The following is a 15,732-nucleotide window of genomic DNA, read 5'->3' as shown; positions in this document are numbered from 1 at the left end:
ACCAGGATCGCGCCGTCCATCTGGGCGGCACCGGTGATCATGTTCTTCACGTAGTCGGCGTGACCGGGGCAGTCGACGTGCGCGTAGTGACGGGCCGGGGAGTCGTACTCGACGTGCGAGGTGTTGATGGTGATACCGCGAGCCTTTTCTTCCGGAGCGTTGTCGATCTGGTCGAAGGCACGAGCGGAGCCACCCCAGGTCTCGGCGCAGACCTTGGTCAGAGCGGCAGTCAGAGTGGTCTTGCCATGGTCGACGTGACCGATGGTGCCAACGTTGACGTGCGGTTTGTTACGTTCAAATTTTTCTTTAGCCACGACAGTGAACCTCTTGCTAAAAGGGCTGAATCAAGCTTGCTTCTTAACCAGTGCTTCGACGATGTTCGACGGAGCTTCGGCGTATTTGGAGAATTCCATGGAGTAGCTCGCGCGACCCTGGGACATGGAACGTACGTCGGTAGCGTAGCCAAACATCTCGCCCAGCGGAACTTCGGCGCGAATGACCTTGCCGGAGACGGTGTCTTCCATACCCTGGATCAGACCACGACGACGGTTCAGGTCACCCATCACGTCACCCATGTAGTCCTCAGGAGTCACTACCTCTACCTTCATGATCGGCTCGAGGACCTTGCCGCCGCCTTTCTGGGCCAGCTGCTTGGTTGCCATGGAGGCAGCGATCTTGAACGCCATCTCGTTCGAGTCGACGTCGTGGTAGGAACCATCGAACACGGTTGCCTTCAGGCCGATGAGCGGATAGCCGGCGACAACGCCGTTCTTCATCTGCTCTTCGATACCCTTCTGGATCGCCGGGATGTATTCCTTCGGAACCACACCACCCACGACCTCGTTGGTGAAGACCAGACCTTCGGTGATGTTGCCCTTGTCGTCCACGTCGGCCGCCGAGAAGCGGATCCAGCAGTGACCGAACTGACCACGGCCACCGGACTGACGAACGAACTTGCCTTCGATCTCGACGTTAACGCCGGTGATGGTTTCGCGGTAGGAAACCTGCGGCTTGCCGATGTTGGCCTCGACGCCGAACTCGCGCTTCATGCGGTCGACGATGATGTCCAGGTGCAGCTCACCCATACCGGAGATGATGGTCTGGCCGGTTTCTTCGTCGGTCTTGACGCGGAACGACGGGTCTTCCTGGGCCAGCTTGCCCAGAGCGATACCCATCTTCTCCTGGTCAGCCTTGGTCTTCGGCTCGACAGCAACCGAGATGACCGGCTCCGGGAAGTCCATGCGCTCGAGGATGATCGGCTTCTCCGGATCGCACAGGGTTTCACCGGTGGTGACGTCCTTCATGCCGATCAGAGCCGCGATGTCGCCAGCGCGCACTTCCTTGATCTCATCACGCTGGTTGGCGTGCATCTGCACCATACGACCAACGCGCTCTTTCTTCCCCTTCACGGAGTTGATGACCGACTGGCCGGACTCCAGAACGCCCGAGTAGACGCGAACGAAGGTCAGAGTACCGACGAACGGGTCGGTAGCGATCTTGAACGCCAGCGCGGAGAACGGTGCGTTGTCGTCGGCATGACGCTCGTCTTTCGGAGCCTCGTCGCCGTCGTCGACGTGATCCGGGTGGATACCCTGGATCGCCGGGATCTCGGTCGGAGCAGGCAGGAAGTCGATGACGGCATCGAGAACCAGGGGCACGCCCTTGTTCTTGAAGGAGGAACCGCAGACAGCCGGAACGATTTCGCAGGCGATGGTACGCTGGCGCAGGCCGGCCTTGATCTCTTCGATCGTCAGCTCGCCCTCTTCCAGGTACTTGTTCATCAGCTCTTCGTTGGCCTCGGCAGCAGCCTCAACCATGTTGCTGCGCCACTCGTTGGCCAGGTCCACCAGCTCGGCAGGAATCTCTTCCTCGCGATAGCTGGTGCCCTTGTCGTCTTCGTTCCAGTAGATGGCCTTCATCTTCAGCAGATCGATCTGCCCCTGGAAGTCCTCTTCGGCACCGATGGCCAGCTGAACCGGAACCGGAGTGTGACCCAGGCGGTTCTTGATCTGACCGACGACGCGCAGGAAGTTGGCGCCGGCGCGGTCCATCTTGTTCACGTAGACGATACGCGGAACGCCGTACTTGTTGGCCTGACGCCATACGGTTTCGGACTGCGGCTCAACGCCGGAGGTGCCGCAGAACACCACGACAGCACCGTCCAGCACGCGCAGGGAGCGCTCAACTTCAATGGTGAAGTCTACGTGGCCGGGGGTGTCGATGACGTTTACGCGGTACTTGTCGTACTGACCGCGCGAACCTTCCCAGAAGGTGGTGATCGCCGCGGAGGTAATGGTGATACCGCGCTCCTGCTCCTGCACCATCCAGTCGGTGGTAGCAGCACCGTCGTGCACTTCACCCATCTTGTGGCTGAGGCCGGTGTAGAACAGGATCCGCTCGGTGGTGGTGGTCTTACCGGCATCCACGTGGGCGCAGATGCCGATATTGCGGTAGCGGTTGATTGGTGTAGTACGGGCCACGATAGGGTCCTCGCTAGATGAAAGCGCTGCTTAGAAACGGTAGTGCGAGAAGGCCTTGTTGGCTTCGGCCATACGGTGCACGTCTTCACGCTTCTTCACTGCGGCGCCTTTGCCTTCGGCGGCATCGATCAGCTCGCCAGCCAGGCGCAGGGCCATGGACTTTTCACCACGCTTGCGCGCGTAATCCACCAGCCAGCGCATGGCCAGGGCATTACGACGGGACGGGCGAACTTCGACCGGAACCTGGTAGGTAGCACCGCCGACACGGCGGGACTTCACTTCGACCAGCGGAGCGATGGCGTCGAGTGCTTTCTCGAAGGTTTCCAGGGGGTCAACGTTCTTGCGCTGCTTGACGGTTTCCAGAGCACCGTAAACGATGCGCTCGGCCACGGCCTTCTTGCCGCTTTCCATCACGTGGTTCATGAACTTAGCCAGGATCTGGCTTCCGTACTTCGGATCAGCCAGGATTTCACGCTTGGCTGCTACACGACGTCTTGGCATTGATAAGCCCTCAAACGGTCTTCAGGTTAGCCCGGGACTTGCCCGACCTTACTCTTATCGACTCGACAAAAAAGAATTCGGAAAAATTACTTCGGACGCTTGGCGCCGTACTTGGAACGACCCTGCTTACGGTCCTTCACGCCGGAGGTATCCAGCGAACCGCGCACGGTGTGGTAGCGCACACCCGGAAGGTCCTTCACACGACCGCCACGGATCAGCACGACGCTGTGCTCCTGGAGGTTGTGGCCTTCACCGCCGATGTAGGAAGCGACTTCGAAACCGTTGGTCAGGCGCACACGGCAAACCTTACGCAGCGCGGAGTTCGGCTTCTTCGGGGTGGTGGTGTAAACGCGGGTACAGACGCCGCGGCGCTGGGGGCAGTTCTGCAGCGCCGGCACGTCGCTCTTTTCAGAGACGCGCTTACGCGGCTGGCGCACCAGCTGGTTGATAGTTGCCATCTACTAGCTCCACTGATTGTCTTTCGACACAAAAATTTCGCGAGACAAAACGCCTCGCGAGATTAAGGGGTACAAGAGTCTAAAGAGCTTGACACCCCTCGTCAAGGCACCCCCCGGGCGCCGCGGCGCCCGGGGGATGGCACTCATTTTTCGCTGAAGTTCAGCGCTTCGGTCAGGGCCGCTTCGACTTCACTGGCGCTCACGCGCTGCGGCTTCTCGGCTTCACGCTTGCGCTTGCGCTCGCTGTGGTAGGCCAGACCGGTACCGGCCGGGATCAGGCGACCGACCACCACGTTCTCCTTCAGACCGCGCAGGTAGTCGCGCTTGCCGGTGACCGCCGCTTCGGTGAGGACGCGGGTGGTCTCCTGGAAGGAGGCCGCGGAGATGAACGACTCGGTCGACAGCGAGGCCTTGGTGATGCCCAGCAGGACGCGCTCGTACTTGGCGACGAACTTGTCCTCGGTGCCCAGACGCTCGTTCTCTTCCAGCACCTGGGTCAGCTCGGCCTGGTCGCCCTTGATGAAGCTGGAATCGCCCGACTCGCTGATCTCGACCTTGCGCAGCATCTGACGCAGGATGGTTTCGATGTGCTTGTCGTTGATCTTCACGCCCTGCAGGCGGTACACGTCCTGGATCTCGTTGACGATGTACTTGGCCAGCGCGCTGACACCCAGCAGACGCAGGATGTCGTGCGGGTTGCTCGGACCATCGGAGATAACTTCGCCGCGGTTCACCTGTTCGCCTTCGAAGACGTTGAGGTGACGCCACTTCGGAATCAGCTCCTCGTACGGATCGCTGCCATCGGTCGGCGTGATGACCAGGCGGCGCTTGCCCTTGGTCTCCTTGCCGAAGCTGATGGTGCCGCTGATTTCCGCCAGGATCGACGGCTCCTTCGGACGACGGGCTTCGAACAGGTCGGCAACGCGCGGCAGACCACCGGTGATGTCGCGGGTCTTCGAGGTTTCCTGCGGGATACGCGCGATCACGTCACCCACGCTCACCTTGGCGCCGTCGGTCAGGTTGACCAGAGTCTTGGCCGGCAGGAAGTACTGCGCGACCACGTCGGTACCCGGCAGCAGCAGATCCTTGCCGTTGGCGTCGACCAGCTTCACCGCCGGACGGATGTCGCGACCGGCGGCCGGACGCTCGTTCGGGTCCATCACCTCGATGTTGGTCAGACCGGTCAGCTCGTCGGTCTGCCGGCGGATGGTGATGCCTTCCTCCATGCCGACGAAGGTCACGGTACCGGCCATCTCGGTGATGATCGGGTGGGTGTGCGGGTCCCACTTGGCCACGATGGCGCCGGCCTCGACCTTGTCGCCTTCCTTGACCGAGATCACCGCACCGTAGGGCAGCTTGTAGCGCTCGCGCTCGCGACCGAAGTCGTCGGCCACCGCCAGTTCGCCGGAACGGGATACCGCCACCAGCGCGCCGTCGGCACGCTCGACGTGCTTCAGGTTGTGCAGACGGATGGTGCCGCCGCTCTTCACCTGGATGCTGTCCTGAGCTGCGCTCCGGCTCGCCGCACCACCGATGTGGAAGGTACGCATGGTCAGCTGGGTACCCGGCTCACCGATGGACTGCGCGGCGATGACGCCGACCGCTTCACCGATGTTGACCTGGTGACCACGAGCCAGATCGCGGCCGTAGCACTTGGCGCAGATGCCGTAGCGGGTTTCGCAGGTGATCGGCGAACGCACCAGCACTTCATCGACGCTGTTGATCTCGAGGAAATCGACCCACTGCTCGTCGATCAGGGTGCCGGCCGGGACGATCACCTCGTCGGTGCCCGGCTTGGCCACATCGCGGGCCAGCACGCGGCCGAGCACGCGCTCGCCGAGCGGCTCGACGATGTCGCCGCCTTCGATGTGCGGGGTCATCAGCAGACCCTGCTCGGTGCCGCAGTCGATCTCGGTCACCACCAGGTCCTGGGCCACGTCGACCAGACGACGGGTCAGGTAACCGGAGTTCGCGGTCTTCAGCGCGGTATCCGCCAGGCCCTTACGGGCACCGTGGGTGGAGATGAAGTACTGCAGTACGTTCAGACCCTCGCGGAAGTTCGCGGTGATGGGGGTCTCGATGATCGAGCCGTCCGGCTTGGCCATCAGGCCGCGCATACCGGCCAGCTGGCGAATCTGCGCCGCGGAACCCCGCGCACCGGAGTCCGCCATCATGTACATGGAGTTGAAGGACTCCTGGTCGACTTCCTTGCCCTCGCGGTCGATGACCTTCTCCTTGGAGAGGTTGGCCATCATCGCCTTGGACACTTCGTCGTTGGCCTTCGACCACAGGTCGATCACCTTGTTGTACTTCTCGCCCTGGGTCACCAGGCCGGAGGCGTACTGGGTCTCGATCTCCTTCACCTCGGCGGTGGCGGCATCGATGATGCGCGCCTTGGCGTCCGGGATGACGAAGTCGTTGACGCCGATCGACACACCGGAGATGGTCGAATAGGCGAAACCGGTGTACATCAGCTGGTCGGCGAAGATGACGGTGTCCTTCAGGCCGACCACACGGTACGCATGGTTGATCAGCTTGGAGATCGCCTTCTTCTTCATCGGCTGGTTGACCACGTCGAACGACAGGCCAGCCGGCACGATCTGGAACAGCAGCGCACGGCCGACGGTGGTGTCGACGATGCGGGTGTTCTTGGTGATGACGCCGCTGTCGCGATCTTTGACGGTCTCGTTGATGCGCACCTTGACGCGAGCGTGCAGGGACACCGCGCCGGCGCGGAACACCCGGTCGACTTCCTGCAGATCGGCGAACACGCGACCCTCGCCCTTGGCGTTGATCGCCTCGCGGGTCATGTAGTACAGACCGAGCACCACGTCCTGCGACGGCACGATGATCGGCTCGCCGTTGGCGGGCGACAGGATGTTGTTGGTCGACATCATCAGCGCGCGCGCTTCCAGCTGAGCCTCGAGGGTCAGCGGCACGTGCACGGCCATCTGGTCACCGTCGAAGTCGGCGTTGTACGCGGCGCACACCAGCGGGTGCAGCTGCAGGGCCTTGCCTTCGATCAGTACCGGCTCGAACGCCTGGATACCCAGACGGTGCAGGGTGGGCGCACGGTTGAGCAGCACGGGATGTTCGCGGATGACTTCGGCGAGCACGTCCCAAACTTCGGGCAGTTCGCGCTCGACCATCTTCTTGGCCGCCTTGATGGTGGTGGCCATGCCGCGGGCTTCGAGCTTGCCGAAGATGAACGGCTTGAACAGCTCGAGGGCCATCTTCTTGGGCAGACCGCACTGGTGCAGGCGCAGGGTCGGGCCGACGGTGATCACCGAACGGCCGGAGTAGTCGACGCGCTTGCCGAGCAGGTTCTGACGGAAGCGGCCCTGCTTGCCCTTGATCATATCGGCCAGGGACTTCAGCGGGCGCTTGTTGGAGCCGGTGATGGCGCGGCCGCGACGGCCGTTGTCCAGCAGGGCGTCCACGGCCTCCTGCAGCATGCGCTTCTCGTTGCGCACGATGATGTCCGGCGCGGCCAGGTCGAGCAGGCGCTTCAGACGGTTGTTACGGTTGATCACCCGACGATACAGATCGTTCAGGTCGGAGGTCGCGAAGCGACCACCATCCAGCGGCACCAGCGGGCGCAGGTCCGGCGGCAGCACCGGCAGAACGGTCAGCACCATCCACTCCGGCTTGTTGCCGGAGCCCTGGAAGGCTTCCATCAGCTTGAGGCGCTTGGACAGCTTCTTGATCTTGGTCTCGGAGTTGGTCTGCGGGATCTCCTCGCGCAGGCGACCGATCTCGTGGTCCAGATCGATGGCGGCGAGCAGCTCGAAGACCGCCTCGGCACCCATGCGGGCGTCGAAGTCGTCACCGTGCTCCTCGAGAGCCTCGAAGTACTGCTCGTCGTTGAGCAGCTGGCCCTTCTCCAGCGGGGTCATGCCCGGATCGATCACCACGTAGCTCTCGAAGTAGAGCACGCGCTCGATGTCGCGCAGGGTCATGTCCAGCAGCAGGCCGATACGGGACGGCAGCGACTTCAGGAACCAGATGTGGGCGACCGGCGAGGCCAGCTCGATGTGGCCCATGCGCTCGCGGCGCACCTTGGCCAGGGCGACTTCCACGCCGCACTTCTCGCAGATCACGCCGCGGTGCTTGAGACGCTTGTACTTGCCGCACAGGCACTCGTAGTCCTTCACCGGGCCGAAGATCTTGGCGCAGAACAGGCCATCGCGCTCCGGCTTGAAGGTACGGTAGTTGATGGTCTCCGGCTTTTTCACTTCACCGAAGGACCAGGAACGGATCATCTCGGGCGACGCCAGGCCGATACGGATGGCATCGAACTCTTCGATCTGACCCTGGTTTTTCAATAGATTCAGCAGGTCTTTCAAGGCCTTTCCTCCTCACGGAGCCGGCGGCAGGCTCGCCTGCCGCCGGTACGCGTCGCGGGTTATTCGGTTTCCAGCTCGATGTCGATGCCGAGCGAACGGATTTCCTTGATCAGTACGTTGAAGGACTCGGGCATGCCGGCCTCCATGCGGTGATCGCCATCCACGATGTTCTTGTACATCTTGGTCCGGCCGTTCACGTCGTCCGACTTCACGGTCAGCATTTCCTGCAGGGTGTAGGCAGCGCCGTAGGCTTCCAGCGCCCAGACCTCCATCTCCCCGAAACGCTGGCCACCGAACTGGGCCTTGCCGCCCAGCGGCTGCTGGGTGACCAGGCTGTAGGAGCCGGTGGAACGCGCGTGCATCTTGTCGTCGACCAGGTGGTTCAGCTTGAGCATGTACATGTAGCCGACGGTGGTGGTGCGCTCGAAGGCGTTACCGGTACGGCCGTCGTACAGCTGCATCTGACCGCTTTCCGGCAGATCGGCCAGCTTCAGCATGGCCTTGATCTCGCGCTCTTCGGCACCGTCGAACACCGGAGTGGCCATCGGCACGCCCTTGCGCAGGTTCTCCGCCAGCGCGAGGACTTCGGCGTCGTTCAGGCTGTCCAGATTCTCCTGGCGACCACCGATCTCGTTGTAGATCTCGTGCAGGAACGCGCGCAGTTCGGCGATCTTGCGCTGCTCTTCGAGCATGCGGTTGATCTTCTCGCCCAGACCCTTGGCGGCGAGACCCAGGTGGGTCTCGAGGATCTGGCCGACGTTCATACGCGACGGTACGCCCAGCGGGTTGAGCACGATGTCCACCGGCGTGCCATGCACGTCGTGCGGCATGTCCTCGACCGGCATGATCACCGACACCACACCCTTGTTACCGTGGCGACCGGCCATCTTGTCACCCGGCTGGATGCGGCGCTTGATGGCGAGGTAGACCTTGACGATCTTCAGCACGCCCGGCGCCAGGTCGTCGCCCTGCTGCAGCTTGCGCTTCTTGTCCTCGAACTTGTCGTCGAGCATCTGACGGCGGTCGGAGAGGTAGGCCTGGGCCTTCTCCAGCTGCTCGTTCAGGGCTTCTTCGGCCATGCGCAGCTTGAACCACTGGCCGCGCTCGAGACCGTCGAGGTACTCGTGGCTGATCTCGGCGCCCTTCTTCAGGGCCGCCGGGCCGCCGTCGGCCTTGTGGCCGACCAGCGCTGCGCGCAGACGCTCGAAGGTGGCGCCTTCGACGATGCGGAACTCCTCGTTGAGGTCCTTGCGGATCTCGTCGAGCTGCTGCTTCTCGATCGCCAGGGCACGCGAGTCGCGCTCCACGCCGTCACGGGTGAACACCTGCACGTCGATGACGGTGCCCTTGGTGCCGGTCGGCACGCGCAGGGAGGTGTCCTTCACGTCGGAAGCCTTCTCGCCGAAGATCGCGCGCAGCAGCTTCTCTTCCGGAGTCAGCTGGGTCTCGCCCTTCGGGGTGACCTTGCCGACCAGGATGTCGCCCGCCATGACCTCGGCGCCGACGTAAACGATACCGGCTTCGTCCAGCTTGTTCAGCGCAGCCTCACCCACGTTCGGGATGTCCGCGGTGATCTCCTCCGGGCCGAGCTTGGTGTCGCGCGACACGCAGGTCAGTTCCTGGATGTGGATGGTGGTGAAGCGGTCTTCCTGGACCACGCGCTCGGACAGGCAGATGGAGTCTTCGAAGTTGAAGCCGTTCCACGGCATGAACGCCACGCGCATGTTCTGGCCGAGAGCCAGCTCGCCCATGTCGGTGGACGGGCCGTCGGCCATGATGTCGCTGCGCGCGACCACGTCACCCTTCTGCACCAGCGGACGCTGGTTGATGCAGGTGTTCTGGTTGGAACGGGTGTACTTGGTCAGGTTGTAGATGTCGACACCCGCCTCGCCGGTCTCGACCTCGTCGTCGTTGACACGTACCACGATGCGGCTGGCGTCGACCGAGTCGATCACGCCGCCACGGCGGGCCACCACGCAGACGCCGGAGTCGCGGGCGACGTTGCGCTCGATACCGGTACCCACCAGCGGCTTGTCGGCACGCAGGGTCGGCACGGCCTGACGCTGCATGTTCGAGCCCATCAGTGCACGGTTGGCGTCGTCGTGCTCGAGGAACGGAATCAGCGAGGCCGCGACGGAAACCACCTGCTTGGGCGACACGTCCATCAGGGTGACGTCTTCCGGCGCCTTCACGGTGAATTCGTTGAGGTGACGCACGGCCACCAGCTCATCGACCAGATGGCCGTTCTCGTCCACGGTCGCCGAAGCCTGCGCGATGACGTGGTTGGCTTCCTCGATGGCCGACAGGTAGACGATCTCGTCGGTGACCAGGCCGGCCTTGACCACGCGGTACGGGCTTTCCAGGAAGCCGTACTGGTTGGTGCGGGCGTAGGTGGCCAGCGAGTTGATCAGGCCGATGTTCGGACCTTCAGGGGTTTCGATCGGGCACACGCGGCCGTAGTGGGTCGGGTGTACGTCGCGGACTTCGAAGCCTGCGCGCTCACGGGTCAGACCGCCCGGGCCGAGTGCGGAGACGCGGCGCTTGTGGGTGATCTCGGAGAGCGGGTTGTTCTGGTCCATGAACTGCGACAGCTGGCTGGAGCCGAAGAACTCCTTGATCGCGGCGGCCACCGGCTTGGCGTTGATCAGGTCCTGCGGCATCAGGCCTTCGCTTTCGGCCATCGACAGGCGTTCCTTGACCGCGCGCTCGACACGCACCAGGCCAACGCGGAACTGGTTCTCGGCCATTTCGCCAACGCAGCGCACGCGACGGTTGCCCAAGTGGTCGATGTCATCGACGATACCCTTGCCGTTGCGGATGTCGACCAGGGTCTTCAGCACGTCGACGATGTCTTCGCGGCTGAGCACGCCCGGGCCTTCGATCTCTTCGCGACCGATGCGGCGGTTGAACTTCATGCGGCCGACGGCGGACAGGTCGTAACGCTCGGCACTGAAGAACAGGTTGTTGAACAGGGTCTCGGCGGCATCCTTGGTCGGCGGCTCGCCCGGACGCATCATGCGGTAGATTTCGACCAGCGCTTCCAACTGGTTGCTGGTGCCGTCGATCTTCAGGGTATCGGAGATGAACGGGCCGCAGTCGATATCGTTGGTGTACAGGGTCTCGATGCGTACCACCTGAGCCTTGGCGATCTTCGCCAGCATCTCGGTGGTCAGCTCGGTGTTGCACTCGGCGATGATCTCGCCGGTGGCCGGGTGCACGATGGCCTTGGCCAGGGTACGGCCGAGCATGTAGTCCAGCGGGACTTCCAGCAGCTTGATGCCGGCTTTTTCCAGCTGGTTGATGTGGCGCGCGGTGACCCGGCGGCCCTGCTCAACAATGACCTTGCCGCTGTCGTCCTTGATGTCGAAGCCGGCGATCTCGCCGCGCAGACGCTGTGGCACCAGCTCCAGGCTGAGGGACTGATCCTTCAGGTGGAAAACGTTGGTGTCGTAGAAGATGTCGAGGACTTCCTCGGTACCGTAGTTCAGCGCGCGCAGCAGCACGGTCGCCGGCAACTTGCGGCGACGGTCGATACGTACGAACACGGCGTCCTTGGGATCGAACTCGAAGTCCAGCCAGGAGCCGCGGTAGGGAATGATGCGCGCGGAGTACAGCAGCTTGCCCGAGCTGTGGGTCTTGCCCTTGTCGTGATCGAAGAACACGCCCGGGGAGCGGTGCAGCTGGGAGACGATGACGCGCTCGGTACCGTTGATGATGAAGGTACCGTTCTCGGTCATCAGGGGGATTTCCCCCATGTAGACTTCCTGCTCCTTGATGTCCTTGATTGCCTTGCTCGACGATTCCTTGTCGAAGATCATCAGACGCACCTTGACGCGCAGCGGCACGGCGAAGGTCACGCCACGCAGGACGCACTCCTTGACGTCGAATGCCGGCTCGCCCAAGCGATAGCCGACGTATTCCAGGGCAGCGTTGCCGGAATAGCTAATGATCGGGAAAACGGACTTGAAGGCCGCATGCAGGCCGACGTCGCGGAGCTGCTCCTTGCTGGCGCCCGCCTGCAGGAATTCGCGATACGAATCCAGCTGGATGGCCAACAGATACGGCACATCCATGACGTCCGGCAACTTGCTAAAGTCCTTGCGGATACGTTTTTTCTCAGTGTATGAGTAAGCCATCAGCGTTCCCCAGCTTGGTCACCTGCTTGTTTGGCCTCTCCGACGGGAGTAGCCGGAAAATCGTGCAAACCCTTGGTTTGCGACCACCGCCTGCGGTGGCGATTCGCGTCATGGGTGGTCGGCTTGGCCGGACCGCCCCATAACGGAAAAAGGCCGGTGGCTATTGCCACCAGCCATCAGTCCGAAAGCGACTCGCGGACTGTCGACGCAATGTCGGCTCAGCTTACTTGAGCTCGACCTTGGCGCCTGCTTCTTCCAGAGCCTTCTTGGCAGCTTCGGCCTCTTCCTTGGAAGCGCCTTCCTTGACCACGCCCGGGGCGCCGTCAACGACAGCCTTGGCTTCTTTCAGGCCCAGACCGGTCAGCTCGCGCACGACCTTGATGACGTTGACTTTCTTCTCGCCAGCTTCAACCAGGACGATGTTGAACTCGGTCTGCTCTTCAACCACAGCAGCAGCAGCAGCCGGACCGGCAGCAACGGCAGCAGCGGCGGTAACGCCGAACTTCTCTTCCATTGCCTTGATCAGTTCGACGACCTGCATCACGGACATTTCGGATACGGCGTTGATGATATCTTCGTTGGTCAGAGCCATGACTCTATTCCTGTATTGGGTGACAGCCTCAAGGCCGTCCAATTAACAAAAAAGGTGGAAGATCCGTGGCGCCTTAGGCGGCCTCGGCTTCCTTCTTGTCGCGAATTGCCGCCAGAGTACGAGCCAGCTTACTGGTGGCGCCTTGGATCACGCTCATCAGCTGGGCTACGGCTTCGTTGTAGGTCGGCAGGGTTGCCAGCACGTCGATCTGATTGGCTGCGATGAACTTGCCTTCGAAGGCAGCCGCCTTGATCTCGAACTTGTCCTGACCCTTGGCGAACTCCTTGAAGATACGGGCGGCAGCGCCCGGATGCTCGTTGGAGAATGCGATCAGGGTCGGGCCCTTGAACACGTCGCCCAGCACTTCGAATTCAGTGCCTTGGACGGCGCGGCGAGCCAGGGTGTTACGTACGACACGCACGTACACACCAGCCTCACGGGCCTCTTTACGGAGTCCGGTCATGGCGCCTACGGTCACGCCACGGGCATCGGCCACGACAGCGGACAGGGCAGCTTTGGCAGCCTCGTTGACTTCAGCGACAATGGCCTTCTTGTCTTCGAGCTTAATTGCCACGGGTTTACTCCTGGATGTTACCGTTTCGTCCAGCCGGAGCCGGACGGCGTTTTGGTGTCTGATTCGGTAACCGAATCGGGAGCACCATCTGCGTAGGCTGGAGATTTAAGGCTTGCGCCGCCTACGGTCTTGGATAGCCCCCGCCAGGCAGGGACCCCAATAGATGGCGCGCCGGCACGCCGGCGCGCTGGATACTTAAGCTTCCAGGGAAGCCTGGTCGATCTGCAGGCCCGGACCCATGGTGGTGCTCAGGGTCACGCGCTTGACGTACACGCCCTTGGCTGCAGCCGGCTTCAGACGCTTGAGGTCGGCCAGCAGAGCTTCGACGTTCTGCTTCAGCTTGCCCGCCTCGAAATCGACCTTACCCACGGAAGCGTGGATGATGCCGTTCTTGTCGGTACGGAAACGCACCTGACCGGCCTTGGCATTCTTCACCGCGGTGGCCACGTCCGGAGTCACGGTGCCGACTTTCGGGTTCGGCATCAGACCACGCGGGCCGAGCACCTGACCCAGTTGACCGACGACACGCATCGCGTCCGGAGAGGCGATCACCACGTCGTAGTTCAGGTCGCCGCCCTTCATCTCGGCAGCCAGATCGTCCATGCCCACGCGGTCAGCGCCAGCAGCCAGAGCGGCTTCAGCGCCCGGGCCCTGGGTGAACACGGCAACGCGCACGCTCTTGCCGGTGCCGTTCGGCAGCACGGTGGCGCCACGCACGACCTGGTCGGATTTACGCGGATCGACGCCGAGGTTGATGGCGACGTCCACGGATTCCTTGAACTTGATGGTCGACAGCTCGGCCAGCAGTTTGGCGGCGTCTTCGAAGCCGTATTGCTTGCCGGCTTCGATTTTCTCGGCAATAGCCTTCTGGCGCTTGGTCAGCTTAGCCATTACACACCCTCCACGTTGAGGCCCATGCTACGCGCGGAGCCGGCGATGGTACGCACGGCCGCATCCAGGTCAGCTGCAGTCAGATCGGCGGTCTTGGCCTTGGCGATCTCTTCGAGCTGAGCACGGGTAACGGTGCCCACTTTCTGGGTGTTCGGACGAGCGGAACCGCTGGCAATGCCGGCAGCCTTCTTCAGCAGAACCGAAGCCGGGGTGCTCTTGGTTTCAAAGGTGAAGCTGCGGTCGCTGTATACGGTGATGATCACCGGGGTCGGCAGACCCGGCTCCATACCTTGGGTCCGCGCGTTGAACGCCTTGCAGAACTCCATGATATTGACGCCGTGCTGACCGAGAGCCGGACCGACGGGCGGCGACGGGTTGGCCTGGGCGGCCTTTACTTGCAGCTTGATATAAGCCGTAATCTTCTTAGCCATCTGCTACTCCAGTTGCGGGTACAGTCGCCTTGCGGCTCCCCGTTTGCTTTCGCGTTTATCCCAGTGACAACAAAACCCCGCAGCCGGCAGCTGCGGGGTTGGGATCCCTGATGATCAGGCCTTTTCGACCTGACCGAATTCCAGCTCCACCGGGGTGGAGCGACCGAAGATGAGCACGGCCACTTGGATCCGGCTCTTCTCGTAATTGACCTCTTCCACCACGCCGTTGAAGTCGGCGAACGGGCCATCGATGACGCGCACCACCTCGCCCGGCTCGAACAGAGTCTTCGGACGCGGCTTGTGGCTACCATCCGCCACGCGACGCAGGATAGCCTCGGCTTCCTTGTCGGTGATCGGCGCCGGCTTGTCTGCCGTACCACCAATGAAGCCCATGACCCGAGGCGTGTCCTTGATCAGGTGCCACGTCGCCTCGCTCATTTCCATCTGCACCAGCACGTAGCCAGGGAAGAACTTGCGCTCGCTCTTGCGCTTCTGGCCATTGCGCATCTCCACCACTTCCTCGGTGGGCACCAGAATCTCGCCGAACTGGTCTTCCATGCCGGCAAGCTTGACGCGCTCGATCAGCGAGCGCATTACATGCTTTTCGTATCCCGAATAGGCATGCACAACATACCAACGCTTAGCCACAGAACACCTTTAACCGACGATGAGAGAAACCAGCCAACCGAGCAGGGAGTCCAACCCCCAGAGCAGCAGCGCCATCACCAGCACCACCGCCACCACGATCAGCGTGGTCTGAGTGGTCTCTTGGCGGGTCGGCCACACCACTTTGCGCATTTCCGCGCGGGCTTCCTTCACCAGAGCAAAGAAGGTACTGCCCTTGACGGTTTGCAGCGCAACGAAGCCAGCCACACCAGCAAGCACTACAATGCCCAGTACCCGATACAGGATCGGCTCAGCTGCAAAATACTGGTTACCCACCACGGCCACGGCAACCAACACGGCAACCAGCAACCACTTGGCGATATCGAGGCGGGAATCTTTGCTTTCAGCCTTGGCGTTCATCTGCAAGGACCTTGTGAAGGATGCCAGATTGGAGAAATCTGGCAGGCCAGGAGGGAATCGAACCCCCAACCTGCGGTTTTGGAGACCGCCGCTCTGCCAATTGAGCTACTGGCCTGTAACTGAGTCAGGCCGGCTATTATGCCGGCCCAACCGAGAAAGATCAACTACTTATTCGATGATCTTGGCAACCACGCCGGCGCCGACGGTACGGCCACCTTCGCGGATGGCGAAACGCAGGCCGTCTTCCATGGCGATCGGGGCGATCAGGGTGACGGTCATCTTGACGTTGTCACCCGG

At 62.2% G+C, this 15,732-nt stretch carries 13 protein-coding genes and 1 tRNA gene; all 14 read right to left on the bottom strand.

What is annotated here, in order from left to right:
- Window positions 1-314, bottom strand: a 314-nt coding sequence (locus LMJ29_RS19805) for a GTP-binding protein (RefSeq protein ID WP_229605284.1), incomplete at its 3' end; no start/stop codon positions are given.
- 30 nt (window positions 315-344) lie between these two features.
- Window positions 345-2,480: an elongation factor G gene (fusA, locus tag LMJ29_RS19800; RefSeq protein WP_229607255.1), complete on the bottom strand. Its 2,136-nt coding sequence runs from the start codon at window positions 2,478-2,480 to the stop codon at window positions 345-347.
- Between the two features lie 30 nt (window positions 2,481-2,510).
- Window positions 2,511-2,981 carry a 30S ribosomal protein S7 gene (rpsG, locus tag LMJ29_RS19795; protein WP_090313836.1) on the bottom strand — a complete coding sequence of 157 codons (471 nt, stop codon included), beginning with the start codon at window positions 2,979-2,981 and terminating at the stop codon, window positions 2,511-2,513.
- Window positions 2,982-3,067: 86 nt separating this feature from the next.
- The gene (gene rpsL, locus LMJ29_RS19790; protein ID WP_229607254.1) at window positions 3,068-3,439 is read right to left on the bottom strand and encodes a 30S ribosomal protein S12; all 372 of its coding nucleotides are present in this window, start codon (window positions 3,437-3,439) and stop codon (window positions 3,068-3,070) included.
- Window positions 3,440-3,582: 143 nt separating this feature from the next.
- Window positions 3,583-7,785, bottom strand: coding sequence for a DNA-directed RNA polymerase subunit beta' (gene rpoC / locus LMJ29_RS19785; protein ID WP_229607253.1), 4,203 nt, complete (start codon window positions 7,783-7,785; stop codon window positions 3,583-3,585).
- 59 nt (window positions 7,786-7,844) lie between these two features.
- Window positions 7,845-11,921, bottom strand: a complete 4,077-nt coding sequence (rpoB, locus tag LMJ29_RS19780) for a DNA-directed RNA polymerase subunit beta (protein ID WP_229607252.1) — start codon at window positions 11,919-11,921, stop codon at window positions 7,845-7,847.
- Between the two features lie 223 nt (window positions 11,922-12,144).
- Window positions 12,145-12,513 carry a 50S ribosomal protein L7/L12 gene (rplL, locus tag LMJ29_RS19775; protein WP_229607251.1) on the bottom strand — a complete coding sequence of 123 codons (369 nt, stop codon included), beginning with the start codon at window positions 12,511-12,513 and terminating at the stop codon, window positions 12,145-12,147.
- A 73-nt stretch (window positions 12,514-12,586) separates the two neighbouring features.
- Window positions 12,587-13,087, bottom strand: coding sequence for a 50S ribosomal protein L10 (gene rplJ, locus LMJ29_RS19770; protein ID WP_229607250.1), 501 nt, complete (start codon window positions 13,085-13,087; stop codon window positions 12,587-12,589).
- A gap of 195 nt (window positions 13,088-13,282) precedes the next feature.
- Window positions 13,283-13,978, bottom strand: coding sequence for a 50S ribosomal protein L1 (gene rplA, locus LMJ29_RS19765; RefSeq protein WP_229607249.1), 696 nt, complete (start codon window positions 13,976-13,978; stop codon window positions 13,283-13,285).
- On the bottom strand, window positions 13,978-14,409 hold the full coding sequence (rplK, locus tag LMJ29_RS19760) for a 50S ribosomal protein L11 (protein WP_217683202.1): 432 nt from the start codon (window positions 14,407-14,409) through the stop codon (window positions 13,978-13,980). The genes rplA and rplK overlap by 1 nt, the downstream gene beginning before the upstream one ends.
- A 114-nt stretch (window positions 14,410-14,523) precedes the next feature.
- On the bottom strand, window positions 14,524-15,057 hold the full coding sequence (gene nusG / locus LMJ29_RS19755; protein ID WP_229607248.1) for a transcription termination/antitermination protein NusG: 534 nt from the start codon (window positions 15,055-15,057) through the stop codon (window positions 14,524-14,526).
- Window positions 15,058-15,066: 9 nt separating this feature from the next.
- The gene (gene secE, locus LMJ29_RS19750) at window positions 15,067-15,435 is read right to left on the bottom strand and encodes a preprotein translocase subunit SecE (protein WP_229607247.1); all 369 of its coding nucleotides are present in this window, start codon (window positions 15,433-15,435) and stop codon (window positions 15,067-15,069) included.
- Window positions 15,436-15,474: 39 nt separating this feature from the next.
- Window positions 15,475-15,550: transfer RNA gene (locus tag LMJ29_RS19745), tRNA-Trp, on the bottom strand.
- Between the two features lie 53 nt (window positions 15,551-15,603).
- Window positions 15,604-15,732: EF-Tu C-terminal domain-related protein (locus LMJ29_RS19740; protein WP_454824036.1), on the bottom strand; the 129-nt coding region annotated here is incomplete at its 5' end.

The organism is Pseudomonas oryzagri (assembly GCF_020831405.1).
Taxonomy (GTDB): Bacteria; Pseudomonadota; Gammaproteobacteria; order Pseudomonadales; family Pseudomonadaceae; genus Geopseudomonas; species Geopseudomonas oryzagri.
The sequence above is the reverse complement of the archived record's forward strand: the minus strand, read 5'-3'. Positions and strand labels throughout refer to the sequence as shown.

Excerpts from the sequence above, each read along its gene's own strand:
- rplA (WP_229607249.1), bottom strand. The coding sequence starts at position 13,978 with ATGGCTAAGCTGACCAAGCGCCAGAAGGCTATTGCCGAGAAAATCGAA.
- rplL (WP_229607251.1), bottom strand. The coding sequence starts at position 12,513 with ATGGCTCTGACCAACGAAGATATCATCAACGCCGTATCCGAAATGTCC.
- rpoB (WP_229607252.1), bottom strand. The coding sequence starts at position 11,921 with ATGGCTTACTCATACACTGAGAAAAAACGTATCCGCAAGGACTTTAGC.
- rpsG (WP_090313836.1), bottom strand. The coding sequence starts at position 2,981 with ATGCCAAGACGTCGTGTAGCAGCCAAGCGTGAAATCCTGGCTGATCCG.
- rpsL (WP_229607254.1), bottom strand. The coding sequence starts at position 3,439 with ATGGCAACTATCAACCAGCTGGTGCGCCAGCCGCGTAAGCGCGTCTCT.
- rplK (WP_217683202.1), bottom strand. The coding sequence starts at position 14,409 with ATGGCTAAGAAGATTACGGCTTATATCAAGCTGCAAGTAAAGGCCGCC.
- secE (WP_229607247.1), bottom strand. The coding sequence starts at position 15,435 with ATGAACGCCAAGGCTGAAAGCAAAGATTCCCGCCTCGATATCGCCAAG.